Below are 26,318 nucleotides of genomic sequence, written 5' to 3'. Positions count from 1 at the left end.
GCGGTGATCGACCCGCGCGACGTGCTGGCCCACGCGCTGTCCCGCCCGCCGACGCTGGGAGCCGGGCGCCTGGTCTGCATCGACGGGCTCGCGGGGGCCGGCAAGACCACCCTCGCCCTCGGCCTCGCGGCCATCACCCGCACCCAGGTCGTGCACGCCGACGAGCTGCTCGAGGGGTGGTCCGGCCTGCCCGGCCTGGGTGCGACCCTCGACACGGTCCTGCGCCCCCTGGCCGCGGGTGCGTCGTCGGAGTGGACCCGGTGGGACTGGCACGCCTCCGCCTGGGCCGAGTCACACCCGTTGTCCCCCGGTGGCCTCCTGGTGGTCGAGGGCGTCGGCTCCGCCCCGGCCCGCATCGACGACCTGGTGACGACGCTCGTGTGGGTCGAGGCTCCCCGCGACGAGCGGCTGCGGCGCGGCATCGCTCGTGACGGCGAGCAGATGCGGCCGCAGTGGGAGCAGTGGCTGGACGACGAGGCGGCACTGCACGCCCGGGAGCGCACCCGCGACCGCGCGGACCTGGTCTACGCGACCGGCGCCTCCTCGAGCGCGTAGTTGTCCTGGCGGTACCGCACGCCGTAGCCGGCACGCTCGTATACGCCCAGCGCGCCCGTCGGGTTCTGGGTGTCGACGTCCAGGCTCGACGTGTCGAACCCGGCTGCCCGGCAGGCGTGCAGGGTGTGGGCGAGCAGGTGGGTGGCCAGCCCACGACCACGGTGCGCCGGCAGCGTGCCGACGTAGGCGACGTACGCCTCCCGGCCCTGCTCGCCGGACCGCGTCAACTCGTACTCGTGCACGAAGACGTACGCCGCGACCCGCCCGCCCTCACCGGGGTCCCGCAGCACGAACGACTGGTCGTGGCGGGTGTGGGCCGCGCCCACCATGAAGCCGTGCCAGGTCTCCTCGTCGACGGCGGTGCCGTTGGGGTAGCCGCGGAACGCCTCGTTGTGGGCGTCCCGCAGCTCGTCGGCGGTCGCCGGGTCGAACGTGCCGACCACGAGGTCGTCCGGCAGCACCGGCTCCGGAAGCGCAGTCAGGTCGGAGAACATCAGGAAGTTGTGGCGGTCGACGGCGAGGCCGTGCTCGGACAGCAGACGAGCCTGGTCCTCGCGGCCGGCGAGAGCACGGGTCTGGAGACGCAGGCGCGTCGAGGGCGCGGCGACCGCGTGCATCGCCCGGGCCGCCTCGATCGCGCGGCCGAGCATCGCCGTGCCGTGGCCCTTGCCCAGGCGGGCCGGATCGACGTCGCCGAAGAGCAGGAAGTGCTGGCTGCCGTCGTGCGGCGCGCGTGGCAGGATCGCCGTGTAGGCGACCAGGTCGTCACCGTCCCAGCGGCCCTCGACCGCGACGCCCGGATAGCCGGCGAGCAGCTCGCGCACCTCCGACGAGGAGAGCTCGAACCCCGTGGCGTGGTCGGCGGCGATCCGCGACATCACCGCCGCCACCACGTCGGCGTCCTCGGCGGTGACGGGGCGGTGGGTCATGACCATGACGGAACCCTAGGCGGGCCTAGGGTGTCGCGCATGGCCCCTTCACACCGTGTCGCCCCCAGCGGCGAGCAGTACGAGATCGCGGCCGCCGGCTATCGGGCGGTGGTCACCGAGAGCGGCGGCGCCCTGCGCCTCCTCGACCACGGCGGCCGGGCGCTCGTCGACGGCTTCGGCGAGGACGAGATGTCGTCGGGCGGCCGCGGCCAGCTGCTGATGCCGTGGCCCAACCGGATCCGCGACGGCCGCTACTCCTTCGGGGGGCGCGAGCACCAGCTGGCCCTGACCGAGCCGAAGCGCTCCAACGCGTCGCACGGGCTGGCGCGCTGGGTGGCCTGGACGCTGGAGGAGCACACCGCCAACTCGGTGTCGCTCGTCCACCGGGTGATGGCGCAGAGCGGCTACCCGTGGGCGGTGGACCTGCACGTGCTCTACGACCTCGGTGCCGACGGGCTGACGGTCACGCAGACGGCGACCAACCTGAGTGGCGAGGCCGCGCCGTACGCCTGTGGGGCCCACCCCTACCTGTGCGTCGGCGAGGGCATCGACCACCTCGAGCTCACCCTTCCCGCGAGCACCCGCACGCTCACCGACGACCGGCTGATCCCGGTGGAGACGGTGCCCGTCGACGCCGACCACGATTTCCGCACGCCGCGGGCGATCGGGTCGACCGCCTTCGACGAGACGTACGGCGACCTGTCGCGCGACGAGGGCCTCGCCACGGCCACCCTGCGGGACCCCGCGTCCGGCAACGGGGTGGCCCTGTGGGTCGACGAGCGGATCTCGTGGCTGCTGCTCTACAGCGCCGACGACGCCCCCGGCCTCGAGCGGCGTTCCCTGGCGGTCGAGCCGATGACGGCACCGCCGAACGCGTTCAACTCCGGCACCGACCTCGTCACCCTCGCCCCCGCGGGCGAGCCGGGTGACGAGCTCTCGGTGACGTGGGGCATCCGGGCCCTGAACGCCACCGACGAGGCGCACTGACCGGCCGGGTCAGCCGCGCGGCAGCAGCCGGTGGTCGACCCGGAGCGGTCGCGGCAGGGTGATCTCGACGTACTCGTTGGCGTCCGGCTCGGTGGCCGAGCGGCCGCCCGTGGCCGGGAAGTTGTTGTCGTTCATGACGGCGATGGTCCGCGCGTCGAGCACCTCGACGTCCTCGATGGTGAAGAACGGGAACGTGAACGGGTCGCCGTGGGGCGAGAGCCCGTCGGGGTTGCCGACGTCCATCAGGTCGATCAGCGGGCGCTTGGCCACCCAGCCGTCGCCGTCGGTGTCGCGCAGGTCGACGAGGTAGATCCGCTTGAAGACCGCCGTCCCGCCCTGGCCGTTGTCGCGCTCGATCACCAGTGCCTCGTGCTGGTTGACCATCACGAAGTCGCCGAGCGCGTGGACAGCGCTCTCCATCCGGTAGCGCAGGAAGTCCTCCTCGAACGCTCCCTTGCGCACGGTGTAGATGCGCAGCGCCCGATCCATCCCGGCAGCGACGTCCTCGGCCGTCGCGCCCTCCAGCATCGGGTGGAGCACCCGACCGTTCGGACTGATCGCCAGGCCCTCGTAGCCCTTGGATCCGGGCAGGTTGGGCGTCGCCGACCCGAGCGTCGGGTTGGAGGGGCTCTGCACGCCGGGCGTGGCGAGGGGAGGCTCGAGGAGCGCGCCGTCGGCGTCGAAGTGCAGGAGGTAGGGCCCGAACTCCTCGCCCACCCAGAGGGTCCCGTCCGGGGCGACCTGGAGGGACTCGGGGTCGAAGTCCCAGCCGGTGAGGCGGCGGTCCGGGGTCGGGCACGAGTAGCCGGCGGGGAGTGTCGCCGCGCCCGCGCAGCCGCCGTCGCGCCAGGTGGTCCACGGGATGAGGCGGTCCGGGTCGCTGAAGGTCAGGACGGTCTCGTCGTACGTCGTCGTGCCGTCGCCGTCCGCCGCGTCGGTCTCGGGGGTGATCCGGTGCACTGCCAGCAGGAAGTCGGCGCTGTTGGCCTTGGCCCCGAACCCGTTGTCGGAGAGGACCAGGAAGGACCCGTCGCCGAGGGCGTGGGTGCCCGAGAAGCCCTGGACCGGCTGGCCCGGATAGGGCCTGGGCACCGCGGTGGTGCCGGTGACGAAGTGGCCGCTGGGCTCGCTGCCTGGGACGTAGGTCCCCGCGCCGAGCACCGACCACGCCGACAGGACCGCCCCGCCGGGATCGACCGGCGATCCCTTCGGCGCAGCGACGGCAGGGGCGACGGCCGAGGCGGTCAGGAGGGTGAGGGCGGCGAGGGCGAGGTGGCGGGGTCCGAGGGTCATGGGTCCGACCCCACCAGTCCCCCGTGTCCGGGCGGTGACCGCCGGGCGAAGACTCAGCGGTCGATGAGGGACCGCAGCCCGCGCACCGCGGCGCGGGCCCGGTCGCCGTCGGACCCCTGGATGGCCAGGACCGACACGGTGGTGCCGTCGGCGAGGTCCAGCGTCGCCCACGGCGCCCCCTGCGGCAGCCGGACCGCGACGACCTGCGCCCAGTCGTAGACGTGGCGCTTGTAGCCGTTGACCACGGTCAGGCCGGTCTCCTCCGCCACGACCCGCGACCGGGCCAGGGCGTAGCCGACGGCGGCGTACAGCAGGCCGAGCGCGAGCAGCGTGGAGCGCTGGAAGAAGGTGAACCGGGCGCGCACCGAGGGGTCGAAGCCGAACCACGCGAACGTGCAGATCACCAGGAGCATGCCGCCGAAGAACAGCACGGCCAGCCGCACGCCGAGCGGACGCCACGTGCGCGGGAGGGACACCGAGGCCCCCTCAGATGCGGCAGGCATGGATGTCGGTGAGCAGGATCGCCCTGGCCCCGAGGTCGTAGAGCTCATCCATCAGCCGCTGCGCGCCGGCACGCGGCACCATGGCACGCACCGCGACCCAGCCCTCGCGACCGAGCGGGGAGATCGTCGGGCCCTCGAGGCCCGGGGTCACCGCGACCGCGCGGTCGAGCTGGTCGCGGGACACGTCGTAGTCCATCATCACGTAGGTCCGGGCGACCAGGACGCCCTCGATGCGTCGCATGAAGACCTCGAAGCCGGGCGGGGTCTCCCCGTTGCGGGAGATCAGCACCGCCTGCGAGTCGAGGACGACCTCGCCGAAGGTCTCGAGCCCGGCCGCGCGCAGCGTGGACCCGGTCTCCACGACGTCGGCGATCACGTCGGCCACCCCGAGCTGGATGCTGGTCTCCACCGCCCCGTCGAGGCGGGTGACGGTCGCGTCGATCCCGCGCTCGGTGAGGAACGACTCGACGATCCCGACGTACGACGTCGCGATGCGTAGTCCCTCCAGCTGGTCGAGGGACGAGTAGCGTCCCGACGGCCCGGCGAAGTGGAAGCGGCTGCGGCCGAAGCCCAGGTCGCGCACCTCGACGGCCTTGGCCCCCGAGTCGCGCAGCAGGTCGCGGCCGGTGATGCCGATGTCGAGGGTGCCCTCGCCGACGTACAGCGCGATGTCCCGCGGCCGGAGGTAGAAGAACTCGACGCCGTTGTCGGCGTCGATGAGCGCGAGCTCCTTGGAGTCACTGCGCTGGCGGTAGCCGGACTCCTTGAGGATCTCCGACGCGGCCTGAGAGAGGGCGCCCTTGTTGGGGACGGCGACGCGCAGGAGCTCGGGCTGCTCAGAGGTGCTCATAGACGTCCTCCAGCGTGATGTCCGCGGCGATCATCAGCACCTGCGCGTGGTAGAGCAGCTGGCTGATCTCCAGTGCGGTGGCGTCCTTGCCCTCGTGCTCGGCGGCCATCCACGACTCGGCGGCCTCCTCGAGGAGCTTCTTGCCGATCGCATGGATCCCGGCGTCGAGCTGCTGGACGGTGCCCGATCCCTCGGGTCGGGTCTGGGCCTTCTCGTTGAGCTCGGCCCACAGCTCCTCGAACGTCTTCACGGGTGGCAAGCCTACGGCCGTCGCTCAGCCGAGCCCGGCGAGGGTCCGGGCCGTGGCCAGGGCCGCGGCCGTGGCCTCCCAGCCCTTGTCCTCGCTCGAGCCCTCGAGGCCGGCCCGGTCGAGCGCCTGCTCCTCGGTGTCACAGGTGAGGACGCCGAAGCCGATCGGCACGCCGTGGTCGAGCGCGACCCGGGTGAGTCCGTCGGTGGCGGCGGCGCAGACGTACTCGAAGTGCGGGGTGCCGCCGCGGATGACGACGCCGAGGGCGACCACGGCGTCGTGCTCCTCGGCGAGCGCGTCGGCGACGACCGGCAGCTCGAAGGTGCCGGGGACGCGCACGATCTCCGCGTCGGTGACACCGTGCGCGGCGAGGGCTCGGTGGGCGCCGGCGAGGAGCCCGTCCATCACCTCGGTGTGCCAGCTCGCGGCGACCACGGCGACGCTGTAGTCGCTCGCGTCGAAGGCGGTCTCTGCGGGGGCGCCGTGCTTGCTCATTGGTGCAGCTCCTCGGTGGTGACGGTGGGGTCGCCCAGGTCGGGCAGGTCGTGGCCCATGCGGTCGCGCTTGGTCTCGAGGTAGGCGCGGTTGGCGTCGGTCGGGTGCATCGCCAGCGGCACGCGCTCGGCCACCTCGATGCCGAAGTCCTCGAGGCTGGCCGTCTTGTCGGGGTTGTTGGTGAGCAGGCGCACCCGGGGGACCCCGAGGTCGCGGAGCACCTGGGTGGCGGTGCCGTAGTGGCGGGCGTCCGCGGGCAGACCGAGGTCGAGGTTGGCGTCCACGGTGTCGCGCCCGCCGTCCTGGAGCTCGTAGGCCTGGAGCTTGGCGACCAGGCCGATGCCGCGACCCTCGTGGCCGCGGAGGTAGACGACGACCCCGCAACCCTCCTCGACGATGCGGGCCATCGCCTCCTGGAGCTGGGGGCCGCAGTCGCAGCGGTGGCTGCCGAAGACGTCGCCGGTGAGGCACTCGGAGTGCACGCGGGTCAGCACCGGCTCTCCCTGCTCGACCGCCCCGGCGACGTCACCGTGGACGAGTGCCACGTGCTCGCTGTCGTCGATGGTGATGCGATAGCCGTACGCCGTGAAGTCGCCGTGCGCGGTCGGCAGCCTGGTCTCGGCGACGCGCTCCACGTGCCGCTCGTGGCGGCGGCGGTAGCGGACGAGGTCCTCGATGGAAATCATCGCGAGGCCGTGCTCGTCGGCGAACTCGCGCAGCTCGGGGGCGCGCTTCATGGTGCCGTCGTCGTTGACCACCTCGACGAGCACGCCGGCCGGGGTGAGACCGGCCAGGGTGGCCAGGTCGACGGCCGCCTCGGTGTGCCCGCGGCGTACGAGCACTCCCCCGTCGCGGTAGCGGAGCGGGAAGACGTGCCCGGGCCGCGTCAGGTCGCCGGGCTCGGTCGCCGAGTCGGCCAGCACGCGGGCGGTGTGGGCCCGGTCGGCGGCGCTGATGCCGGTGCTGACGCCGTCCTTGGCGTCGACCGAGATCGTGTAGGCGGTGCGCAGCTTGTCCTTGTTGTGCGGCGTCATCAGCGGGATCTCGAGGCGCTCCAGCATGTCGCCGGGCATCGGCACGCAGATCACGCCGCTGGAGTGGCGGATGGTGAAGGCCATCAGCTCCGGGGTCGCTCGGGAGGCGGCGAAGATGATGTCGCCCTCGTTCTCGCGGTCCTCGTCGTCGACGACGATCACGGCGCGGCCGGCGGCGATGTCCTCGATCGCCCGCTCGACGGAGTCCAGTCGGACGCTCATGCGGTCACCTTCTCGTGCTCGGGCTGGTCGGACGTGCTCGTGGTCGCGCTGCCAGCACTGGCCCGCACCCACACGGCGAACCCGACCACGACGAACGCGGCGTAGACGAGGTACATCCCGGCCGTCGGGTAGTAGCCGGCGTTGAGGAGCGTGGTCACGCCGACGACGTCGACGAGCATCCACACGAGCCAGAACTCCACCCAGCCGCGGGCCATGCCGTAGGTCGCGAGCATCGAGCCGGTCAGGATCCAGGCCTCCGTGACGGGACCCCACGAGCCGATCTGCTGGAGGACCACGTAGGCGACGGTGTAGCCGACGACGCCGAGCCCCACCAGCTGGAGCCGCTCGGTCCCGGTGGCCCAGCGCGGCGCGATGGCCCCGCCGTCGGCGGCACCCCCGGCGCGTCGCGACCGCGACCAGCGCACCCAGCCGTAGACCGACACGGCGGCGAAGAAGACCTGCCGGCCGGCCTGTCCCCAGAGGGGCTCGGCCACGACGCCGCTGAGCTCACCGGAGGCGAAGACCACGAAGAGCAGGACGTTGCCGACCAGGCCGATCGGCCAGGCCCAGACGAGGCGCCGCATGCCCAGGACCGCGCTGGCCAGGCCGAAGAGGTTGCCCACGACCTCGGGGGCGCTGAGCTGTCCGCCGGCCACGGGGATCGTGCCGTGGACCAGCCACTCGAGGAGGTCCATCAGTCCTGCTTCCTGGTGTGCACGCCGCTCTGCAGCAGCTTCTCGACGTGCTTGGCGATGATGTCGGCCTCGAGGTTGACGCGGTCGCCGACCGCCCTCGAGCCGAGGGTGGTGCGGGCCAGGGTCTCGGGGATGAGGCTCACCGTGAAGCTCTCGTCCCCGGCCTCCACGACGGTGAGGCTGACCCCGTCGACGGTGATGGAGCCCTTGTCGACGAGGTACGGCGCGAGGTGCGGCGGCAGGGAGACCTCGACGACCTCCCAGTGCTCGCTCGGCGTGCGGCGCAGCACCTCGCCGACGCCGTCGACGTGGCCCTGCACGATGTGGCCACCGAGACGGGTCTGGGGGGTGACGGCCCGCTCGAGGTTGACCCGGTCCCCCGGCCGGGCGCCCGCGAGGGAGGTCTTGTCGAGCGTCTCGGCCATCACGTCGGCGGTCCACGTGCCGTCGGTGACGTCGGTGACGGTGAGGCAGCAGCCGTTGACGGAGATGGAGTCGCCCAGGCCGGTGCCCTCGAGCACGGTCTGCGCGCTGATCGACAGGCGCAGGGCGTCGCCCTGCTCCTCGATCGCGGCGACGGTGCCGAGCTCTTCGACGATGCCGGTGAACATCAGGGGGTCCTCTCGAGGGTCAGTCGGACGTTGGCGTCGGCCCCGGTGCCGATCACGGCGGCCTGCCGGATGCGGAAGCGGAGCTGGTCGGAGATGGTGGTGATGCCGAGGTCGCCCACCGTGCTCGCCCCGGCGCCCAGCAGGCTCGGGGCGACGTAGGCGACGACCTCGTCGACGAGGCCGGCGGTGAGGAAGGCGGCCGCCAGGGTGGGCCCGCCCTCCAGCCAGACGTGCTGGCGACCGCGGTCGTGCAGGTCGCGCAGCGCCGCGAGGGGCTCGCGGGTGCGCAGGTGCACCGTCTCGGCGTGGTTGTTGAGGATCCGGCGGTCGGGGGCGAGGTCGCGCAGCCCCATCACCGCGCGCAGCGGCTGGTGGCGCACCGGGCGGTCCCAGTCGTCGCGGACGGTCAGCAGCGGGTCGTCGATCTCTACGGTGCGGGTGCCGACGAGCAGGACGTCGCACTCGGCGCGCAGCCGGTGGGTGTCCTGGCGGGCCGGCTCGCTGGAGATCCAGCGGCTGGTGCCGTCGGCGGCGGCGCTGCGGCCGTCGAGGGTGGTGGCGAGCTTCCAGGTGACGAAGGGTCGACCGTGCTCCACGGCGAAGGTCCAGGCCCGGTTGAGCCGTGCGGCCTCGTCGGCGAGCACGCCAGCCTCGACCTCCACCCCGGCCGCGCGCAGCGCATCGGCGCCGCCCGCCGCCTCGTCGGTGGGGTCGTCCTGGGCGAAGACCACGCGGCGTACGCCGGCGGCCAGGAGCGCCTCGACGCACGGGCCGGTGCGCCCGGTGTGGTTGCAGGGCTCGAGGGTGACCACGGCGGTCGTACCGCGGGCCGCGTCCCCGGCCTCGGCGAGCGCGGCGACCTCGGCGTGCGGCGTACCTGCCCCGCGGTGGAAGCCCTCGGCGACCTCGGTGCCGTCGTCGGCCAGCAGCACGCAGCCGACCCGCGGGTTGGGGCCCAGCGGGACGCCGGGGTTGGCAGCGATCCGCAGCGCGCGCCGCATGGCGGCGGTCTCCGCCGGTGTCGCACCCATTGCTCGCCCTCTCGTCCGTGGTCGCGGACTCCGGGGGACTCGGGCGCGCGCACCACGACGGGTGCGTCACCTGCGTGCACTTCTCATCCGGACTGTGACCGTCGGTCCAGGAGTTCCACCTGGTCAACCGGCCACTGGCAGTGGTCGGGTCGCGGACTGTGACCGCCGGTGCGGAGTTTCACCGCCCCCAGAGCACGCTTGCTCGTGGACGGAACTCTGCCACACCTCCGCGCATTCCCGGACGGAGTGTCCGCGTGGCGTGGGCCACGTCGATGACTGCGCTCGCGAGGGCACCGGTCAGGGTTCGAGGTGGTGCTCGCGCAGCCAGGTCGCCGCCCGCCGGCGCGACGCCTGGGCCAGCCACGCGTCCTGCACGAGCTCCACGACCTCGTCGCGCGACACCTCACCGACCCGGGACGCACGGAGCAGGACCGACGGGTGCCCGTCGAAGTGCGGCGTGGTGAAGAACGGGGACGACTCGTCCTGCACGAGGGCCAGCTTGTCGCCCTCCGAGCCGACCCAGATGACGACCACGTCGTCGTACCGCTCCCCGGTCCGCGGATCGACGGCGTCAGACCGCGGGGTGCGGAAGAAGACGAACGACTTGCCGCCCACCTGGTAGACGGGGAGGGCGCCGGTCCGGGCGACGGTGACGTGCGGCATCGCCAGCGCCGTGGCGTGGATGTCGTCGACCACCGCCCGCCTGCTCACGACGAGGCGGCCTCGGCCTTCGCCCTCAGCTCGCGCACCATCGCGTCCGGGTCGCCGGCGGAGTAGACGGCCGAGCCGGCGACGAAGACGTCGGCACCCGCCTCGGCGCACCGCTCGATGGTCTCCAGCGAGACTCCCCCGTCGACCTGGAGCCAGGTCTCGACACCGTGCTTGCGCATCATGGCGCGGGCGGTGCGGATCTTGGGCAGGCACAGGTCGAGGAACTTCTGACCGCCGAAGCCGGGCTCCACCGTCATCAGGAGCAGCATGTCCAGCTCCGGCAGCAGCGCCTCGTACGGCTCGATCGGCGTGGCCGGCTTGAGGGCCATGCTCGCCCGTGCTCCCTTGGCCCGGACCTCCCGGGCCAGCCGGATCGGGGCCTTGGTGGCCTCCACGTGGAAGGTGACGCTCGAGGCGCCCGCCTCGACGTACGCCAGTGCGTTGCTGTCGCAGTCCTCGATCATCAGGTGGGCGTCGAGCGGGAGGTCGGTCGCCCGGCTGAGCGCCTCGACCATCGTCGGGCCGAAGGTCAGGTTGGGCACGAAGTGGTTGTCCATCACGTCGACGTGCACCCAGTCGGCGCTGCCGATGCGGGCCACCTCCTCGCCCAGGCGGGAGAAGTCGGCGTTGAGGATGCTCGGCGTGATCTGGATACCCACGGGCGGTGAGTCTAGGGCCCGTCAGTCCAGCTGGGCTGCCCGGCTGTGCTGGGGCACCACCACGTGCAGCGCGTTGCGGTCGACCTCGAACGTCGCAGGTGTCATCGCGGCCAGCTCGCCGTCGAGGTTGACGTCCAGCGGCTCGTCGGTGACGACCCGCACGCTGCGGGTGGTCACGTGGTGCACCCGGTCGTGCTCGATCAGGTGCCCACTGCGCAGCAGCCGGGCCACGGACACGTGGTCCCGAAGCCGGCCCTTGCCGATCGCGTAGACGTCGAGGAGGTGGTCGTCGATGGAGGCCGTCGGCGACACCGTGAGCCCGCCGCCGTAGTGACGCCCGTTGCCGACCGCCACCTGCATGAGGTCCTCGAGCTCGAGCACCGAGCCGTCGCCGAGCTCGAGCCGTGCGGCGAAGGGACGGTGGTGCCGGTACGCCGCGAGGGTCGCGGCCGGGTAGGCCAGCTGGCCGAGCCGTCGCTTGAGCCGCGGGGTGAGCCGGCGGGTCACCGCGACGGAGAGGCCGAGCGAGGCGACGTTGAGAAATACCGACCCGTTGACCCGACCCAGGTCGATGTCGACCACCTTGCCGCTCAGCAGGGTGTCGACGGCGGCGGGCAGCGCGGACGGGATCTCCAGGGTGCGGGCGAAGTCGTTGGCCGTGCCGAGGGGCAGGACGCCCAGCGTCGTACCGGTGTGGGCCAGCACCGACGCGGCGCAGCCGATGGTGCCGTCTCCCCCGCCCACCAGGACCATGTCCGGCTCGGCGCCGACGGCCTCCGCGAGGGCACCCGGCAGCTGGGCGCCGCTGTCGACCCGGTGCACGTCGACCGCCTCGACACCTGCACGGTGCAGCTCGCCCTCCACCAGGCGCAGCGCGGCAGCGCCGGTGCGGGAGGCCGTGTTGACCACGACGGCGACGTGACGGGTGCGGGTGTCGGCGGGCATGCACCGACGCTAGGCGGCGCAGGTGAGAGGACCATGAGCCCGACCTGTGCGCGGGCTGTGGGTCACCCGTCCTCGGGGTCGACCGGTGGCTCGGCACCCTGCGCCTCGTCGCGGGCGGCCCACTCCAGCAGGGGGGCGATGTCGAAGACGTGGTCGTCGATGTCGGCGTGCAGGTCGCCGAGCTCGGCGAACCGCTCCGGCATCGTGAAGATCGTGAAGTCGTCCGGCTCGCACTCGTCGATCTCGTCCCAGCGCACCGGGGCCGAGACCCGCGCCGTCGGCACCCCGCGCACGGAGTAGGCCGCGGCGATGGTGTGGTCGCGCGCGTTCTGGTTGTAGTCGACGAACAGCTGGTCGGGCTCGCGGTCCTTGCGCCACCACGCGGTCGTGACGTCGCCGGACGCGCGGCGCTCGACCTCACGGGCGAACGCCAGGGCACCGCGGCGTACGTCCCCGAAGCCGTGGTCGGGCGGGATCCGCACGTAGACGTGCATCCCGGACCCTCCGCTGGTCTTGGGGAAGCCCACCGCGCCGAGCTCGTCGAGCACCTCGTGGGCGATCCCGGCGACCCGCTGGACGGTCGCCCAGTCGCACTCCGGACCGGGGTCGAGGTCGATGCGCCACTCGTCGGGCTTCTCGGTGTCGGCGCGGCGGCTGTTCCACGGGTGGAACTCGACCGTCGACATCTGGACCGCCCAGATCACGCTCGCGAGCTCGGTGACGCACAGCTCGTCGGCCGTGCGGTTCCACCTCGGGAAGTGCAGGCGCACGGTCTCGACCCAGGGCGGGGCACCGGCGGGCAGCCGTTTCTGGTGCACCTTGTCCCCGGCCAGGCCCTTGGGAAAGCGGTGCAGCATGCACGGGCGCTCGTAGAGCGCGTTGACGATGCCCGGCCCCACGGCGAGGTAGTACTCCACGAGGTCCAGCTTGGTCGCCCCCGACGGCGCCGACGCCGTGGGCGGGAAGTAGACCCGGTCGGGGTTGCTCACCCGCACCACCCGGTCGTCCACGTCGATCTCGACGCTGGGGCTCTTGCTGGCAGGGCTCTTGCCGGTCGGGGCCATGCGGCCCAACCTACTGGCGTGCGTCGCGGCCACCCACGGCCTCACCCGGGCAGGGTGAGGCCCTGCGGTGTCCCGGGGACGAGACTGGCCGCAGACCGTTGCCGCCGAGGGCCGGAGGTGGTGAGCCGTGGACGTGACAGCCGCCCTGGTCGTCGCCGGGTCGATCTTCCTGTGGGGCGTGCTGTCGGCGCGTCTCCAGCGCGCCGACCTGACCGCCCCGATCCTCTTCGTCGCCGTCGGCGCGGTCGTGGGCGGCATGGATCTCCTCGGGACGCCCGAGGGCCCGGAGGGCCTGACGCTGCTGGTCGAGGTCACCCTGGTGTGGGTGTTGTTCTCCGACGCCGCCCGCATCCCCGTGCAGACGATCCGTCGCGACCTGGCCCCCTACCTCCGGCTGCTGGGGGTCGGCCTGCCGCTGACCGTGCTGGCGGGCTGGGGGCTGGCGTGGTGGCTGTTCCCGGCGTCCGGGGTCTGGGTCGCGCTGCTCGTCGCCGCTGCGCTGGCGCCCACCGATGCCGCCCTCGGGGTCCCGGTCGTGACCAACCCCGTCGTCCCCGCCCGGGTCCGGCGGCTCATCACCGTGGAGAGCGGGCTCAACGACGGCATCGTCACCCCGGTGGTGATGCTGGCGATCGCGGCGCTGGCGGCCGAGGAGGAGCTGTCCGGTTCCACCGGGCTGGGCACGGCGGTGGTCTCCCTGGTCGTCGGTGCGGTGGTGGGTGCCGTGTGCGGTCTCGTGGGCGGACGGTCGCTCCGGTGGGCCCGCCGGCGGAACTGGGCCGCCGAGGACTTCGCCGGGATCGCGGTCCTGGCGCTGGCGCTCATCGCCTACCTGGCCGCACTCGCGGTGGGGGCGAACGGCTTCGTGGCCGCCTTCTGCGGAGGGCTCGCGTTCGGCACGTCGGCCGGGCGCCGTGGGCCCGCCGAGCTGATGTTCGTGGAGCAGTCGGCAGGTCTGGTGGGACTGCTGGTGTGGCTCGCCTTCGGGGCGGTCGCCGGCCCGATCGTGCTCGACCTGGCCACGCCGACGATGGTGCTGTACGCCGTCCTCAGCCTCACCCTGGTCCGGATGGTCCCGGTCGCCCTCGCCGCCCTCGGAGCCGGGCTCGACCGCGGGACGGTCCTGTTCATCGGCTGGTTCGGACCCCGCGGCCTCGCCTCCCTGGTGTTCGCGCTGCTCGCCCTCGAGGAGCTCGGTGACGAGGTTGACCAGGCGGTCGCCCTCATCGGGATCACCGTGCTCCTGAGCGTGGTCGCCCACGGGCTCACCGCGGCTCCGCTGGCGCTCCGCTACGGCCGGGCTCGACCTGACCGGCCGGGCGACCCTTCGGACACCGACACTGCCTAGTGCCGGGGGTCAGCAGTCGTTCCCGACCGAGCCCAGGAGGTCGTCCACCGCGGTCGTGAAGGCACCGAAGTCGGCGGAGACCTGCGTCACGGCAGCCCCGGAGGGCGCCTGCACCGCCGTCTCGACACTGGCCGTGAGGGCCTGCGTCGCGGACTGGACGGCATCGATCTCGTCCGCATACTCGGCCGCGGCCGCGTCGACGAGTCGGTCCACGTCCGCGCCGGCCTCGTCCAGGACGGCGGAGAACTCGGCCAGGGCCCCCGGCTGCAGCTCGATGGCCTCGAGGTCGTCGAGGTCCGCACGCAGGGCCGCGACGTCGTCGCAGACCGCGGGCTCCTCCTCCGAGCATGCCGAGGTCCCGGCCAGGAGTCCCAGGGTGAGCACGACGGCGGCTGCGCGACTGTTCGGCTTCATGTCGACGAGGCTAGGAGCGCCGGCTCCCGGCGGCATCCTCCGGAACGAGTGAGGTCGAGGAGGTGAGACTCCGCCGGCCCTATCCGCCGGGCGTGGTCTGCGGCTGTTCGGGGGACGGCTGCGGTTGCTGCGGTTGCTCCGGGGTCGGCTGCTGCTGCTCCGGGGGCGGAGGCGGCACCGCGGTCGCCCGGACGAGCACGGACTCGCTGGCCCCCTCGTCGGCGTACTCGCCGTGGGGGCGGAACCAGCGGAACTCGGTGTCCTCGGTGACCTTCGCGGTCGCCCGCGACCAGCCGTCTGGACCGACCATGGCGAGCTCGGAGACGGTGCGCCACTCCGCCGCACCCGGTGTGCGGGCCTGGAGCAGCACGGGGTCACCGGTCACCCGGCCGAAGCCGTCGGTGACGTGACCGCTGATGACGACGTCGTGGCCTGCGGGCACCTGGGGCGCCGAGGCGGTGATCGCCGTGCCGAGGGTGATGCCCTCGAAGTCCCACGTCTGGCCGACACCCCGCACCGCGTCGATGTTGAAGGCATTGCCGTCGCAGCCGAAGCCGGTGACGACGTAGCCGGTGCCGTCGCCGTGCGCGGCCACGAACTCGGCGGGCGTCGCGGGTGCTCCCGCGGTGCTCGACCCGGTCACCAGGTCGACGAGCTTCCAGTCGTAGCGCAGGGACGCGGTGTCGACCGTGTGCCAGCCACCGGCGGGCACCGTCGTCGTGGTCCGACCCAGCCAGGCGTGGCCGGCCGGGGCGTCCGCCGCGGAGGTCCAGATGTAGGACGCGCCGGTGGTGCCCGCGGCCGCCGTGACGGACACCGAGGCACCCGCTCCGGCGAGCGACAGGAAGGGGACGTAGGGGCCGGACGCCGTCCCGGCGCCGGACGGGACGAGACCGAAGCTCCGGCGGCCGATCGGCGCGGTGCCCGGGCCGAGGTTGACGCGGGTGCGCGGGGCGGACGAGGGGGCGAAGAAACCGTCGCAGCCCAGGTAGGTGAGGAACATCCCGTCCGCGGCGCTGCCGGGACCGCTGCGGACGTTGACGCCGTCGGCGCTCGCAGCAGGAGCGAACCCGATCACCAGGCTCGCGAGGATGGCCAGGGCCACCGCTCCTGCTCTCCGTCGCACTGCTCGCTCTTTCCCGTCCCCCGCCGACCTCCTGGCCGACGCGCACCATCATCCACGACCGGTGGTGATGAGGGAACAGCAGAGCACGCCGCGTCCCCCCTTTTGGGGGTGGGCGCTAGCCGCGGTGCAACGTCGCGATGAACATCGCGTCGGTGCCGTCGCGGTGCGGCCAGAGCTGGCGGGTCGTGCCGACGCGCGTGTCGTCCCGGGAGCCGACCACCGCGTCGACCACACCCGAGGTCTCCGCGAGGACGGGAGAGCACGTCGCGTAGACGACCACGCCCCCCGGACGGACGGCGTCGAGCGCCCGGTCCAGCAGTGCGCGCTGGAGCGGGACGAGTGCCTCGAGGTCCTTCTCCGTGCGGCGCCAGCGCGACTCCGGCCGGCGGCGCAGGGCCCCGAGTCCGGAGCAGGGGGCGTCCACGAGGACCCGGTCGAAGGTCCCGTCGCGCCACGGCGGCCGGGTGCCGTCGCCGGTGACCACCCCGAGCAGCCCGCCCCGGGCGGCCCGCAGGCTCCGGGCGACCAGCTTGGAACGGTGGTGCTGGCGCTCGTTGGCGACCAGCCGGGCACCCCGCTCGGCCGCCAGGGCCGCGAGCAGCGCGGACTTGCCGCCGGGGCCGGCGCAGACGTCGAGCCACCGCTCGTCCCGACCGTCGATCTCTGCCTCGGCCAGCGCGAGGGCCACCAGCTGCGAGCCCTCGTCCTGCACACCGGCGCGTCCCTCGGCCACCGCGGGGATCGCCGCGGGGTCGCCACCAGCCAGCTCCACGGCGTACGGCGAGAGCGTGCTGGCCGTGCCGCCCGCGGCGACGAGCTCCGCCACGGTCGAGAGCCCCGGCCGGGCGACGAGCATGACGCGGGGCGGCGCGTTGTCGGCCGCGAGGAGGTCCTCGAGCTGCACCGCGGAGGCAAGCGCGTCGGCCAGCTCCTCCACCACCCAGCGAGGGTGGGAGTGGGCGATGGACGCGTAGCCGAACGGATCGGTCCCCGGGTCCGGGGCCACCCGGCGGATCCAGCCGTCCAGGTCGTGGGCGGCGACCTTGCGCAGCACGGCGTTGACCAGTCCGACGGGACCGACGCCGACGCGCGCCCGGGCGAGCTCGACCGACGAGCTGATCGCCGCGTGGTCCGGTACCCGCATCGACAGCAGCTGGTGGACACCGAGGCGCAGGACGTCACGGACCTTGGCCTCCAGCCGGGGCTTGGTGAGGCAGGCGTCGATGATCGCGTCGTAGGTGCCCTGGCGCCGGATGGTGCCGGAGACCAGCTCGGTCGCGAAGGCCGCGTCCCGCCCGGTCAGTCCGTGCTCGGCGAGGGCGTGCGGCAGCGCGAGGTTGGCGTAGGCGTCGTCGACCCGCACGGCCTTGAGCACGTCGAGGGCGGCAAGCCGCGCGGGGTCGATGCGGCCGCCCCGGGGGCGGCGCTCAGCCATCGAGGTGCTCGCGAGCCAGTCGCCGGGGGGCGCGGTGCGCCCACGCGTCGGTGATGACCTCGACCAGCTCGTCGCGGCTGATCTCCCCCAGGCGCGACTGCTGGACGAGCACGGCGTTGTAGCCGCGGAAGTGGTCGATCGTGAAGAAGGGCGTCGTCGGGTCCTCGACGAGCGCCACCTTGTCGGCCTCGGTGGGGGTGACGATGACGACGAGGTCGTCGTACATCTCCCCCGACTCCGGGTCGACGGCGCTGTGGTGCGGGCGCCGGTAGAGCACGAACCCGCGGCCCTTGTCGCCGGTCGGCACCTTCCACGTGGGGACGTCGCCCCACGAGGTGCCCAGCTCGGTCCCGGGCAGGCCGGCGCAGATCTCGTCGACGTCCTCCGGACGGGCCTTCCTGCTCACCCGAGCCAGCGTAGTCGCGACGCCGCCGGTGGGGCTCAGCACGCCCTCCCGTAGGTGCCCCTGCGGGTCGGCGGGGCGTCCACCGGGAGGTCGTTGGGTGCCTCGAGGCTCCAGTGGCGGATCCAGTCCATCTGCATCCGGCTGACGTTCATCGGCTTCTGGCCCTTGGCCTCCATCGTGAACCGAGGGACCAGCGGCACGTCCGACCAGATCTCCGGGCGGCGCTCGGTGTGGACGACGTGGGCGTCGACGAACCACGAGATGCGGTCACGGGTGACCTCGACGCCGTAGGTGTGCCACTTGTCGCGACCGAGGTCCATCCCGGTCCTGGCGCCCTTCCAGGCGACGTCGGGCAGGGTGCGGGCGTAGAGGTTGGCCTTGCTGGTCCCGATCCGGTAGCTCTCGAGCGCGATGTTCTGCGCCCCGCACCGCTGGTCGCGGTCGCCGGCGGGCACGAGCTCGGTCATCACCTTGAAGCGCGCACCGCCGCGGCCGTACTGCCGGCTGCGCAGGCGGGTCTCCCAGCGGCCCACCACGGCACCCTCGAAGCCGAGCTTGGCGCTCAGGCTGCCCTGGGTGGTCGTGTTGAGGGTGAGCATGCCGTTCTGGTGCACGACCTCGCCCTGGCCGGAGGCCTGCCACTGCGGCCCCGTCGGTCCGGAGTACGGCGCCTCGAACTCCTCGCGCCAGACGATCCCCTTGTGCCACCAGCCGTACGTCGTGCCGGCGTGGACGGGGCCGGGCTCGGCGCCCCCGTGGTCCGCCGACGCGCTCGTCGAGGTGAGCACCGGGGACAGCACGGAGGCGAGGACGACCGCGGCGAGCGAGGCGACGCGACCGCGCCGGGAACGGGAACGGGAACGGGCAACCAGGGGGGAGGTCATGGCCGAAGACCGTACGTCACGACGGCGGTGCCGCCGCAACTCCGGCGCGGTCGCAGGCTCAGGAGGAGAAGAGCTTGAGCGCGGTCGTGATCGTCTGGAAGACGCCGTAGGCGAGCAGGATGCTCACCACGGCCCACGACAGCACCAGCCGCACGGTGCTGTTGCCGGCCGACCCGGTCGGGTCCTCCTCGGACACGACGGCCTCGCGCTCCGCCTCGGCCTCGGCCCTGTGGGCCGACATGTCCTCGTGGAACTTCGCCGCCACCGGCCGGACCAGCAGGTTGGCGACGAAGCCGACCCCCAGGATCGCGACCATCGTGAAGAGCGCGGGACGGTAGGAGCCGGCGTCGAGCGAACCGGCCCCGCCGGCGGAGTCGAGGAAGCTGTTGATGATGAGGGGCCCGGCCACGCCCGCGGCGGACCAGGCGGTCAGCAGCCGGCCGTGGATGGCGCCGACCTGGAAGACCCCGAAGAGGTCGCGGAGGTACGCCGGGATGGTGGCGAAGCCGCCGCCGTAGAACGAGATGATGATCGCGGCGACCAGCACGAAGATCGCGGTGGACGTCGAACCGACCAGGGCCAGCGCGACGTACAGGATGATGCCGCCGCCGAGGTAGACCATGTAGATCGGCTTGCGGCCGATGAAGTCCGACGTGCTCGACCACACGAACCGGCCGGCCATGTTGAACAGCGACAGCAGGCCCACGAAGCCGCCCGCGGCGGCCACGGTGACGCTGGAGTCACCGGCCCCGTCACGGAAGAAGTCCTGGATCATCGGGCTGGCCTGCTCGAGGATGCCGATGCCCGCCGTGACGTTGCAGAACAGCACCGTCCACAGCAGCCAGAACTGCGGGGTGCGGATGGCGTTGGCGGCCGACACGTCGTTCTCGGTGACCAGTGCCTTCTTCTTCACCGCGGACGGGTCGAAGCCGTCGGGGCGCCAACCGGGAGCCGGCACGCGGATGTTGGCGACGCCGAGCATCATGATCGCGAAGTAGACGATGCCGAGGGTCACGAAGAGCAGCGTCAGCGCGTGCCCGTCGGCCAGCGACGCGGCGTCGGTCGGGTCGTAGGCCGGGTCGTAGTAGGACAGCAGCTGGCGCGACAGGGGCGCAGCGACCATCGCCCCGCCGCCGAAGCCCATGATCGCCATGCCCGTGGCCAGGCCCGGGCGGTCCGGGAACCACTTGATGAGCGTCGAGACCGGCGAGATGTAGCCGATGCCGAGACCCACGCCCCCGATCACGCCGTAACCGAGGTAGAGCACCCACAGCTGGCCGGTCGCGATGCCGACCGAGCCCACCAGGAAGCCCGCCGCCCAGCAGCAGGCCGCGGTGAACATCGCCTTGCGCGGCCCCACCTTCTCGACCCACGTGCCGAAGACCGCGGCGCTGAGGCCGAGCATCACGATGGCGATCGAGAAGACGAAGCCGATGGCGGTCTGCGAGGCGTCGAAGTGCTCGATGAGCGAGTTCTTGTAGACGCTGGTGGCGTAGGCCTGGCCGATGCAGAGGTGCACCGCCAGCGCGGCCGGTGGGATGAGCCACCGGTTGTAGGACTGGGTGGCCACGGTGTGGCGACGATCGAGCATTTCCATGACAGCCACAGGGGACCTCCGAGACGTTGGCTCCGCGCAGGTTAACGCCAATGTCGTTGAAACGTGACGCAGACCACCCCTGAGTGTGGTCAGTGGAGGCGGGCGCCCTGGGGCACGGTGACGCCACGCGCCCAGTCGGCGGCGCGCATCTGCTTCTTGCCGAACGCCTTGACCTCGCCGAGCTCGACCGGGTCGGTCGCGGTGCCGACGTAGACGGCGTTCTTGGTGACCTCGAGGACACCGGGCGCCAGCCGGTCGCGACCGCTCGCGACGCTGACGCGGCCCACCTTGAAGCGCTCGCCCTCCCAGGTCGTCCAGGCACCGGGTCCGGGTGTGCACGCCCGGACCTGGCGGTCGACGCCGATCGCGGGGTCGGTCCACTCGATGCGGGCGTCGTCGACGAGGATCTTGGGCGCCAGGCTGATGCCGTCGGCGGGCTGCTCGCGGGCCTCGAGGGACCCGTCCTCGATGCCGTCGAGGGTGCGGACCAGCAGGGTCGCGCCGCCCTCGGCGAGCCGGGCGAGCAGGTCGCCGGCGGTGTCGGTGGCGCGGATCCGCTCGGTCATCACGCCGTACGTCGGACCGGCGTCGAGCTCCTTGACGATCCGGAACGTCGTGGCACCGGTCAGCTCGTCGCCGGCCCAGATGGAGTGCTGGACGGGTGCGGCGCCGCGCCAGGCCGGCAGGATCGAGAAGTGCAGGTTGATCCAGCCGTGCGCGGGGATGTCGAGCGCCGACTGCGGCAGCAGGGCGCCGTAGGCGACGACGGGGCAGGCGTCGGGCTCCAGGGCGCGCAGCGCGGCCTGGAAGTCGGGGTCGCGCGGGTGCTCGGGCCGCAGGACCGGCAGGCCGAGCTCCTCGGCGCGCAGGGCGACCGGGCTGGCGACCAGCTTGCGACCACGACCGGACGGCGCGTCGGGACGGGTGACGACGCCGACGACCTCGTGGGCGGACGCGTGCAGGGCGTCGAGGGCGGGCACGGCGACCTCCGGGGTGCCGGCGAAGACGACGCGCATCAGAGGCCCAGCCCGCGGGTGGCGTGCGGGCTCACCCGGACGGTCGGCCGCTCGAGGCCGAACCACTCGGACTCGCGGATCTCCTTCATCGCCGCCTTGCGGGAGGCGGTGTCGAGCTTGTCGATGAAGAGGATCCCGTCGAGGTGGTCGGTCTCGTGCTGCATGGCGCGGGCGAGGTAGTCCGACGCCTCGATCCGCACCGGCTCGCCGTGCATGTCGAAGCCCGTGGCGATCACGGACAGCGCCCGCAGGCAGTCGTAGGTGAGCTCGGGCAGGGACAGGCACCCCTCGGCGCCGTCCTGGGTCTCGTCGCTCAGCTCGAGGCCCGGGTTGACCAGGTGGCCGACCTCGCCCTCGACGTTCCAGGTGAAGACCCGCAGCCCGACGCCGATCTGCGGGGCGGCGAGACCGGCGCCCGGGGCGGCCAGCATGGTGTCGGTGAGGTCCGTGACGAGCTGGCGGACCTCCTTGTCGAAGTCGTCGACCTCGATCGCGCGTCGGCGCAGGATCGGGTCGCCGAAGAGGCGGATCGGCTGGACTGCCATGGGGGTGCTGTGACTCCTCGGTCTCGGATGCGCGGCCCAGTCTAGGGAGCGTTCAGATGCTCGGCGGGTCCACCCGGATGCGTACGGCGTCGAGCTTGCGCGCCGACCGCACCCGCTGCAGCTCGCCGAGGGCCGCCGACAGCCTGGCCCCGTGGGCGAGCGGCACCCGGACGACGACGCGCTGCTCCTCGGCGCTGACCGGCACCGGTCCGAGCACCTCTGCCGGCTCGGGCAGGTCGAGCAGCGTCACCGCGTCGTCGAGTGCCCCGGGCTCCCCGGTGATGGTGGCGATCCGGGCCGTCGGCGGCAGGTGGGCCTCGCCCCGCTCGACCAGCTCCCGGTCGGCGAACCCGGCCGGGTCCCACCGCACGAGGGCTTGGAGCGCCGGGTGCGCGGGATCACCGACGGCGACGACGTGACCGCCGGGCCGCACCAGGCCGGCGGCGCCGAGCCAGCGGCGTACGGCCTCCTCCTGGACGCGCATGTCGTCGCGGGCCAGGGTCAGCCACGTGTCGAGGAGCACCACGGCGGCGTAGCCGGTCTCGGCGACGGGCTCGGCGCCGACGGTGGCGACGACGATGTCGGGCCGCTCCCCGACCCGCGCCAGGACGCGATCACCGCTGGAGCTGCGGACGGTCGTGCCGGGGAAGGTGCGACCGAGCTCCTCGGCGGTGCGTGCCTCGCCCCGGACCGGGGCCCGCAGGCCCCGGTGGCCGCACTCGCGGCACGCCCAGCGCCCGTCGGCCGTGCCGCACCAGCGACAGGTCGGCGGCGCCGTGGGACCCGGCAGCACGAGCGGGCCGGCGCAGTGGCCGCACCGGGCGGGCGTGCGACACCTCTCGCAGGCCAGGGCGGGGGCGTAGCCCGCGCGGGGCGTCTGCACCAGGACAGGACCGTGGGCTAGGCCGGAGCGGATCGCCTCGAAGGCGGGACGGGGCAGCCGGGCGCCCACGGCCCGATCCTCCGCGGCCGCCACCTCGGTGCGGGCCCGCTCGCGCACCACGTCGCGCGGAGGCGCGAGCTCACGGGCCCAGCCGGACCGGAGCAGCATCGCGGCCTCGGTCGAGCGGGCGAAGCCGCCCAGGAGCATCGCGGTGCCCTCGGCCTCCGCGCGCAGGCCGAGGACCTCGCGGACGTGCGGGTAGGGGGCGCGGGGCTCGGCGTGCAGGTCGTCGCCGTCGTCCCAGATGACGACGAGCCCCAGGTCGTGGACCGGCGCGAACGCCGCCGCGCGGGTGCCGACGACCACCCTCCGGGCACCCCGGGAGACGGACAGGAACGCGCGGTAGCGCGCGGCCGGACCGAGGTCGGCCGTCAGCGTTGCGTGCCGGTCGGGACCGAGCGCGACGTCGAGGGCGGCACCGACCCGGTCGACGTCGCGCTGGTCGGGCACGCACACGACGGCCCCGCGGCCGCCGGCGAGGGTCGCCGCGACCGCCGCCGCGACCATGGCCGGCCAGTCGTCTCCGGGCGCCGCCGACCAGACGCCGCGGGGTGCGGAGCCGTCGGTGAGGTGCGCGAGGAACGTCTCCCCGTGGGTCACGTGCTGCCAGGCCCCACTCGCGACGCCGGGGACCTCTGTCGGCGGCATCTCCCACGGCTCGGCCTCCACCCTGGCGTGCCGGGGCGGGACGGCGAGGCGCAGGACGTCGGCCCGGGCGCCGGCGTAGCGCGCGGCGACGGCGGCGGTGAGATCGGCCACCACGGGGCTCAGGACCGGCTCGGCACTGACGACGCGGCGCAGCGGCTGGAGGCGGCCGGTGTGGTCGCTGGTGGCGGCGCGCGCCACGACGTAGCCGTTGACGTCCTGGCCGGCGAACCGGACCTTGACCCGCGCGCCCGGCACCGCGGTGTCGGCGTAGGCCGTCGGCACGGCGTAGTCGAACGTCCGGTCGAGGTGGGCCAGCGGGACGTCTACGAGGACCCGGGCGACCGGGTCCACCCCGGCGGGCTCGAACTCGGCGGCCTTGCGCGCCCGGGTCGCGGCGGCCCGGGCCTTGCCGTCGGCCACGGATGCACGGAGGCCGGGCAGCATCTCTGCTGGCCCGGCCTCGTGGTTGGTCATGGTCGGCATTCAATCAATGCGGACCGACAGCGCACCGACCGGTGCGGACTGTGTCCGCGGGCCCGTCACCGTGTGACCGTTGCAACGGTCACACGGTGGCAGAGTCCCCGGCTGAGCGGGGACTCTGTCGCAGCGATGGATCAGGCGCCGGCGGCGGCCTTGAGCTTGTCGGCGCGGTCGGTCTGCTCCCAGGTGAAGTCGGGGAGCTCGCGGCCGAAGTGGCCGTAGGCCGACGTCTGGGCGTAGATCGGGCGCAGCAGGTCGAGGTCGCGGATGATCGCGGCGGGACGCAGGTCGAAGACCTCGAGCACCGCCTTCTGGATCGCCTCGTCCGACACCACGCCGGTGCCGAAGGTCTGGATGAAGACGCCCACCGGGGCCGCCTTGCCGATCGCGTAGGCGACCTGCGCCTCGCAGCGGCGGGCCAGGCCCGCGGCCACGACGTTCTTGGCGACCCAGCGCATGGCGTACGCCGCGGAGCGGTCGACCTTGGACGGGTCCTTGCCCGAGAAGGCACCGCCGCCGTGGCGGGCCATGCCGCCGTAGGTGTCGACGATGATCTTGCGGCCGGTGAGCCCGGCGTCGCCCATGGGGCCGCCGACGACGAACTTGCCGGTCGGGTTGACCAGGAGGCGGTAGCCCTCGGACGGGATGTCGAAGCTGCCCAGGACCACGTCGATGACGTGCTCCTTGATGTCGGCCTCGAGGGTGGCGTGGTCCACGTCCTCCGAGTGCTGGGTGGACAGCACGACGGTGTCGATGCGGACGGGCCGGTCCTGCTCGTCGTACTCGATCGTGACCTGGGTCTTGCCGTCGGGACGCAGGTAGCCGAGCGTGCCGTCCTTGCGGACCTCGGTCAGCCGCTGCGCGAGGCGCTGGGCGATCATGATCGGGAGCGGCATCAGCTCGGGGGTGTCGTCGCAGGCGTAGCCGAACATCAGGCCCTGGTCGCCGGCGCCACGCTTGTCGAGGTCGTCCTCGGAGGAGCCCACCCGGGACTCGTGGCCGCTGTCGACGCCGGCGGCGATGTCGATCGACTGGGCGCCGATGGCGACCTGGACCCCGCACGTGGTGCCGTCGAAGCCCTTGTCGGACGAGTCGTAGCCGATGTCGAGGATCGCCTTGCGGACGAGGTCGGCGACCGGGGCGTAGGCGTCGGTGCGGACCTCCCCGGCGACGACGACGAGGCCGGTGGTCAGCAGGGTCTCGACCGCGACCCGGAGGTTCTCGGGGTCGGAGTCGTGCTCCATGAGGTAGTCGAGGACCGAGTCGCTGATCCGGTCGGCGATCTTGTCCGGGTGACCCTCGGTCACGGACTCGGAGGTGAAGAGGCGTCCAGCCACAGTCGATGCTCCTGTCGAGGTGCTTGTGCTAGCCACGATAACGGTGGCTCACTATGCAAGATGCCCGTCTCAGCGGGCGAATCGCCCCACGACCTCGTCCCACACGACGTGGGCGAGGGCGCTCTTGGTGCCGTGGGGCACGTCGACGGTGGCACCGTCGGCGCCGAGGATGACCGCCTCGTTGTCGGGGCTGCCGAACACCGCTCCCCCGCTGACGTCGTTGACCACGAGCAGGTCGCACCCCTTGCGGGCCAGCTTGGCCCGGGCGAGGTCGAGGACGTCGCCCGTGTCGTCGCCGGTCTCGGCGGCGAACCCGACGATGACCGCGCCGGGGCGCTGCCGCTCGTGCGAGACCTCCTTGAGGATGTCGGGGTTCTGCTCGAGCTCGATCGCCGGGGCGGAGCCGTCGTCGGCCTTCTTGATCTTGGCCTCGCTGACCGCCGTGGGCCGGAAGTCGGCGGGCGCCGCGGCCATCACCACGGCGTCGGCGGATCCGGCGGCCAGCACGACCTCGTCGCGCAGCTGGGCGGTCGTCTCGACCCGGACGACCTTGACGCCGGCCGGGTCGGGCAGGGAGACGTTGGCGCTGACGAGGGTGACCTCGGCGCCGCGGGCGGCGGCCGCGCGAGCCAGGGCGTAACCCTGGAGGCCCGAGGAGCGGTTGCCGAGGAAGCGGACCGGGTCGAGGTACTCCCGGGTGCCGCCGGCGCTCACGACCACGCGGCGACCGGCCAGGTCGGGGACGGCGGTGCCGCGGGCGAGGACCTCGACGGCCAGGTCGAAGATCTCGGCCGGCTCGGGCAACCGCCCCTTGCCGGTGTCCTTGCCCGTCAGGCGTCCCTCGGCGGGCTCGATCACGACGACACCGCGGCTGCGCAGGGTCGCGACGTTGGCCGCGGTGGCCGGGTGCTCCCACATCTCGGTGTGCATGGCCGGCGCGAGGACGACGGGACATCGCGCGGTGAGCAGGGTGTTGGTCAGCAGGTCGTCGGCCAGCCCGTGGGCGGCCTTCGCGACCAGGTCGGCGGTCGCGGGGGCCACGACGACCAGGTCGGCCGCCTGCCCGATCCGCACGTGCGGCACCTCGTGGACGTCGTCCCAGACCTCGGTGGAGACCGGCTTGCCCGACAGCGCCGCCCACGTGGGGGCGCCGACGAACTCCAGCGCGGCCGCCGTGGGCACCACGGTGACGTCGTGCCCGGACTCGGTGAAGCGGCGGAGCAGCTCGCAGGCCTTGTACGCCGCGATGCCGCCGCTGACCCCGAGGACGACACGTGGCCGCTCCCCGGTGCGGGAAACGGCCAC

At 73.1% G+C, this 26,318-nt stretch carries 28 protein-coding genes and 1 riboswitch; of the genes, 3 read left to right on the top strand and 25 right to left on the bottom strand.

Annotated features, from left to right (window positions below; translation table 11 throughout):
* The first annotated feature begins 3 nt into the window (after window positions 1–3).
* Window positions 4–555, top strand: coding sequence for a 4-amino-4-deoxy-L-arabinose transferase (locus ASG88_RS04235; protein ID WP_235534720.1), 552 nt, complete (start codon window positions 4–6; stop codon window positions 553–555).
* Here the strand turns inward: ASG88_RS04235 and ASG88_RS04230 are convergent.
* The gene (locus tag ASG88_RS04230; RefSeq protein ID WP_162259806.1) at window positions 525–1,484 is read right to left on the bottom strand and encodes a GNAT family N-acetyltransferase; all 960 of its coding nucleotides are present in this window, start codon (window positions 1,482–1,484) and stop codon (window positions 525–527) included. The genes ASG88_RS04235 and ASG88_RS04230 overlap by 31 nt on opposite strands.
* Window positions 1,485–1,523: 39 nt before the next feature.
* On the opposite strand from ASG88_RS04230, the gene ASG88_RS04225 reads away from it, so the two are divergent.
* Complete coding sequence (locus ASG88_RS04225) at window positions 1,524–2,471, top strand: aldose 1-epimerase family protein (protein ID WP_056886178.1); 948 nt, start codon at window positions 1,524–1,526, stop codon at window positions 2,469–2,471.
* 9 nt (window positions 2,472–2,480) lie between these two features.
* On the opposite strand, the gene ASG88_RS04220 is transcribed toward ASG88_RS04225, so the two are convergent.
* The 13 genes from ASG88_RS04220 to ASG88_RS04160 all read right to left on the bottom strand — a co-directional run bounded on the left by ASG88_RS04220 (window position 2,481) and on the right by ASG88_RS04160 (window position 12,834).
* On the bottom strand, window positions 2,481–3,764 hold the full coding sequence (locus ASG88_RS04220) for an esterase-like activity of phytase family protein (RefSeq protein WP_056886177.1): 1,284 nt from the start codon (window positions 3,762–3,764) through the stop codon (window positions 2,481–2,483).
* A gap of 53 nt (window positions 3,765–3,817) precedes the next feature.
* On the bottom strand, window positions 3,818–4,240 hold the full coding sequence (locus tag ASG88_RS04215) for a PH domain-containing protein (protein ID WP_235534719.1): 423 nt from the start codon (window positions 4,238–4,240) through the stop codon (window positions 3,818–3,820).
* Between the two features lie 10 nt (window positions 4,241–4,250).
* Window positions 4,251–5,117 carry an ATP phosphoribosyltransferase gene (gene hisG, locus ASG88_RS04210; protein ID WP_056886175.1) on the bottom strand — a complete coding sequence of 289 codons (867 nt, stop codon included), beginning with the start codon at window positions 5,115–5,117 and terminating at the stop codon, window positions 4,251–4,253.
* Window positions 5,104–5,367 (bottom strand): phosphoribosyl-ATP diphosphatase, encoded by a 264-nt coding sequence (locus ASG88_RS04205; RefSeq protein ID WP_056886174.1) that lies wholly within the window; start codon window positions 5,365–5,367, stop codon window positions 5,104–5,106. The genes hisG and ASG88_RS04205 overlap by 14 nt, the downstream gene beginning before the upstream one ends.
* Window positions 5,368–5,391: 24 nt before the next feature.
* On the bottom strand, window positions 5,392–5,862 hold the full coding sequence (gene ribH, locus ASG88_RS04200; protein ID WP_056886173.1) for a 6,7-dimethyl-8-ribityllumazine synthase: 471 nt from the start codon (window positions 5,860–5,862) through the stop codon (window positions 5,392–5,394).
* Window positions 5,859–7,118 carry a bifunctional 3,4-dihydroxy-2-butanone-4-phosphate synthase/GTP cyclohydrolase II gene (locus ASG88_RS04195; protein WP_056886172.1) on the bottom strand — a complete coding sequence of 420 codons (1,260 nt, stop codon included), beginning with the start codon at window positions 7,116–7,118 and terminating at the stop codon, window positions 5,859–5,861. Before ASG88_RS04195 ends, ribH begins: the two co-directional genes overlap by 4 nt.
* Window positions 7,115–7,816, bottom strand: coding sequence for a nicotinamide riboside transporter PnuC (gene pnuC, locus ASG88_RS04190; protein ID WP_414858627.1), 702 nt, complete (start codon window positions 7,814–7,816; stop codon window positions 7,115–7,117). The genes ASG88_RS04195 and pnuC overlap by 4 nt, the downstream gene beginning before the upstream one ends.
* Window positions 7,813–8,424, bottom strand: a complete 612-nt coding sequence (locus ASG88_RS04185) for a riboflavin synthase (protein ID WP_056886170.1) — start codon at window positions 8,422–8,424, stop codon at window positions 7,813–7,815. The genes pnuC and ASG88_RS04185 overlap by 4 nt, the downstream gene beginning before the upstream one ends.
* Window positions 8,424–9,455, bottom strand: a complete 1,032-nt coding sequence (gene ribD / locus ASG88_RS04180) for a bifunctional diaminohydroxyphosphoribosylaminopyrimidine deaminase/5-amino-6-(5-phosphoribosylamino)uracil reductase RibD (protein ID WP_056886169.1) — start codon at window positions 9,453–9,455, stop codon at window positions 8,424–8,426. The genes ASG88_RS04185 and ribD overlap by 1 nt, the downstream gene beginning before the upstream one ends.
* A 70-nt stretch (window positions 9,456–9,525) precedes the next feature.
* Window positions 9,526–9,655, bottom strand: a riboswitch (FMN riboswitch).
* Between the two features lie 97 nt (window positions 9,656–9,752).
* On the bottom strand, window positions 9,753–10,166 hold the full coding sequence (locus tag ASG88_RS04175; RefSeq protein WP_235534718.1) for an MmcQ/YjbR family DNA-binding protein: 414 nt from the start codon (window positions 10,164–10,166) through the stop codon (window positions 9,753–9,755).
* The gene (gene rpe / locus ASG88_RS04170; RefSeq protein WP_082599886.1) at window positions 10,163–10,825 is read right to left on the bottom strand and encodes a ribulose-phosphate 3-epimerase; all 663 of its coding nucleotides are present in this window, start codon (window positions 10,823–10,825) and stop codon (window positions 10,163–10,165) included. Before rpe ends, ASG88_RS04175 begins: the two co-directional genes overlap by 4 nt.
* 21 nt (window positions 10,826–10,846) lie before the next feature.
* On the bottom strand, window positions 10,847–11,770 hold the full coding sequence (locus ASG88_RS04165; protein ID WP_056886168.1) for a lipid kinase: 924 nt from the start codon (window positions 11,768–11,770) through the stop codon (window positions 10,847–10,849).
* A gap of 62 nt (window positions 11,771–11,832) precedes the next feature.
* Window positions 11,833–12,834, bottom strand: coding sequence for a DNA polymerase domain-containing protein (locus ASG88_RS04160; protein ID WP_056886167.1), 1,002 nt, complete (start codon window positions 12,832–12,834; stop codon window positions 11,833–11,835).
* A gap of 127 nt (window positions 12,835–12,961) precedes the next feature.
* Between ASG88_RS04160 and ASG88_RS04155 the strand changes: the two genes are divergently transcribed.
* Window positions 12,962–14,182: a cation:proton antiporter gene (locus ASG88_RS04155; RefSeq protein ID WP_056886166.1), complete on the top strand. Its 1,221-nt coding sequence runs from the start codon at window positions 12,962–12,964 to the stop codon at window positions 14,180–14,182.
* A gap of 9 nt (window positions 14,183–14,191) precedes the next feature.
* Here the strand turns inward: ASG88_RS04155 and ASG88_RS04150 are convergent, their stop codons facing one another.
* The 11 genes from ASG88_RS04150 to coaBC all read right to left on the bottom strand — a co-directional run bounded on the left by ASG88_RS04150 (window position 14,192) and on the right by coaBC (window position 26,318).
* On the bottom strand, window positions 14,192–14,596 hold the full coding sequence (locus tag ASG88_RS04150; protein ID WP_056886165.1) for a hypothetical protein: 405 nt from the start codon (window positions 14,594–14,596) through the stop codon (window positions 14,192–14,194).
* 79 nt (window positions 14,597–14,675) lie between these two features.
* A complete protein-coding gene (locus ASG88_RS04145) occupies window positions 14,676–15,701 on the bottom strand; it encodes a hypothetical protein (RefSeq protein WP_056886164.1) in 1,026 nt (341 codons plus the stop codon).
* A 136-nt stretch (window positions 15,702–15,837) separates the two neighbouring features.
* The gene (locus ASG88_RS04140; RefSeq protein WP_056886163.1) at window positions 15,838–17,157 is read right to left on the bottom strand and encodes a transcription antitermination factor NusB; all 1,320 of its coding nucleotides are present in this window, start codon (window positions 17,155–17,157) and stop codon (window positions 15,838–15,840) included.
* Entirely contained in the window at window positions 17,150–17,563 is a 414-nt protein-coding gene (locus ASG88_RS04135; RefSeq protein ID WP_056886212.1) for an MmcQ/YjbR family DNA-binding protein, read from the bottom strand. Before ASG88_RS04135 ends, ASG88_RS04140 begins: the two co-directional genes overlap by 8 nt.
* Before the next feature lie 35 nt (window positions 17,564–17,598).
* Window positions 17,599–18,447 (bottom strand): family 16 glycosylhydrolase, encoded by an 849-nt coding sequence (locus ASG88_RS04130; RefSeq protein WP_056886162.1) that lies wholly within the window; start codon window positions 18,445–18,447, stop codon window positions 17,599–17,601.
* Between the two features lie 58 nt (window positions 18,448–18,505).
* Window positions 18,506–20,044 (bottom strand): OFA family MFS transporter, encoded by a 1,539-nt coding sequence (locus ASG88_RS04125; RefSeq protein WP_056886161.1) that lies wholly within the window; start codon window positions 20,042–20,044, stop codon window positions 18,506–18,508.
* 89 nt (window positions 20,045–20,133) lie between these two features.
* The gene (gene fmt / locus ASG88_RS04120) at window positions 20,134–21,060 is read right to left on the bottom strand and encodes a methionyl-tRNA formyltransferase (RefSeq protein WP_056886160.1); all 927 of its coding nucleotides are present in this window, start codon (window positions 21,058–21,060) and stop codon (window positions 20,134–20,136) included.
* A complete protein-coding gene (def, locus tag ASG88_RS04115; protein ID WP_056886159.1) occupies window positions 21,060–21,605 on the bottom strand; it encodes a peptide deformylase in 546 nt (181 codons plus the stop codon). Before def ends, fmt begins: the two co-directional genes overlap by 1 nt.
* Before the next feature lie 52 nt (window positions 21,606–21,657).
* The gene (locus ASG88_RS04110) at window positions 21,658–23,670 is read right to left on the bottom strand and encodes a primosomal protein N' (protein ID WP_162259805.1); all 2,013 of its coding nucleotides are present in this window, start codon (window positions 23,668–23,670) and stop codon (window positions 21,658–21,660) included.
* Between the two features lie 140 nt (window positions 23,671–23,810).
* Window positions 23,811–25,013, bottom strand: a complete 1,203-nt coding sequence (metK, locus tag ASG88_RS04105; RefSeq protein ID WP_056886158.1) for a methionine adenosyltransferase — start codon at window positions 25,011–25,013, stop codon at window positions 23,811–23,813.
* Between the two features lie 69 nt (window positions 25,014–25,082).
* Complete coding sequence (gene coaBC, locus ASG88_RS04100) at window positions 25,083–26,318, bottom strand: bifunctional phosphopantothenoylcysteine decarboxylase/phosphopantothenate--cysteine ligase CoaBC (RefSeq protein ID WP_056886210.1); 1,236 nt, start codon at window positions 26,316–26,318, stop codon at window positions 25,083–25,085.

This window comes from Nocardioides sp. Soil777, from assembly GCF_001428425.1.
GTDB classification, from domain to species: domain Bacteria; phylum Actinomycetota; class Actinomycetes; order Propionibacteriales; family Nocardioidaceae; genus Nocardioides; species Nocardioides terrigena.
The sequence above is the reverse complement of the archived record's forward strand: the minus strand, read 5'-3'. Positions and strand labels throughout refer to the sequence as shown.

Excerpts from the sequence above, each read along its gene's own strand:
- ASG88_RS04230 (WP_162259806.1), bottom strand. The coding sequence starts at position 1,484 with ATGACCCACCGCCCCGTCACCGCCGAGGACGCCGACGTGGTGGCGGCG.
- ASG88_RS04225 (WP_056886178.1), top strand. The coding sequence starts at position 1,524 with ATGGCCCCTTCACACCGTGTCGCCCCCAGCGGCGAGCAGTACGAGATC.
- ASG88_RS04220 (WP_056886177.1), bottom strand. The coding sequence starts at position 3,764 with ATGACCCTCGGACCCCGCCACCTCGCCCTCGCCGCCCTCACCCTCCTG.
- hisG (WP_056886175.1), bottom strand. The coding sequence starts at position 5,117 with ATGAGCACCTCTGAGCAGCCCGAGCTCCTGCGCGTCGCCGTCCCCAAC.
- ribH (WP_056886173.1), bottom strand. The coding sequence starts at position 5,862 with ATGAGCAAGCACGGCGCCCCCGCAGAGACCGCCTTCGACGCGAGCGAC.
- ASG88_RS04195 (WP_056886172.1), bottom strand. The coding sequence starts at position 7,118 with ATGAGCGTCCGACTGGACTCCGTCGAGCGGGCGATCGAGGACATCGCC.
- ASG88_RS04185 (WP_056886170.1), bottom strand. The coding sequence starts at position 8,424 with ATGTTCACCGGCATCGTCGAAGAGCTCGGCACCGTCGCCGCGATCGAG.
- ribD (WP_056886169.1), bottom strand. The coding sequence starts at position 9,455 with ATGGGTGCGACACCGGCGGAGACCGCCGCCATGCGGCGCGCGCTGCGG.
- ASG88_RS04165 (WP_056886168.1), bottom strand. The coding sequence starts at position 11,770 with ATGCCCGCCGACACCCGCACCCGTCACGTCGCCGTCGTGGTCAACACG.
- ASG88_RS04160 (WP_056886167.1), bottom strand. The coding sequence starts at position 12,834 with ATGGCCCCGACCGGCAAGAGCCCTGCCAGCAAGAGCCCCAGCGTCGAG.
- ASG88_RS04150 (WP_056886165.1), bottom strand. The coding sequence starts at position 14,596 with ATGAAGCCGAACAGTCGCGCAGCCGCCGTCGTGCTCACCCTGGGACTC.
- ASG88_RS04140 (WP_056886163.1), bottom strand. The coding sequence starts at position 17,157 with ATGGCTGAGCGCCGCCCCCGGGGCGGCCGCATCGACCCCGCGCGGCTT.
- ASG88_RS04130 (WP_056886162.1), bottom strand. The coding sequence starts at position 18,447 with ATGACCTCCCCCCTGGTTGCCCGTTCCCGTTCCCGTTCCCGGCGCGGT.
- ASG88_RS04125 (WP_056886161.1), bottom strand. The coding sequence starts at position 20,044 with ATGGAAATGCTCGATCGTCGCCACACCGTGGCCACCCAGTCCTACAAC.
- fmt (WP_056886160.1), bottom strand. The coding sequence starts at position 21,060 with ATGCGCGTCGTCTTCGCCGGCACCCCGGAGGTCGCCGTGCCCGCCCTC.
- def (WP_056886159.1), bottom strand. The coding sequence starts at position 21,605 with ATGGCAGTCCAGCCGATCCGCCTCTTCGGCGACCCGATCCTGCGCCGA.
- ASG88_RS04110 (WP_162259805.1), bottom strand. The coding sequence starts at position 23,670 with ATGACCAACCACGAGGCCGGGCCAGCAGAGATGCTGCCCGGCCTCCGT.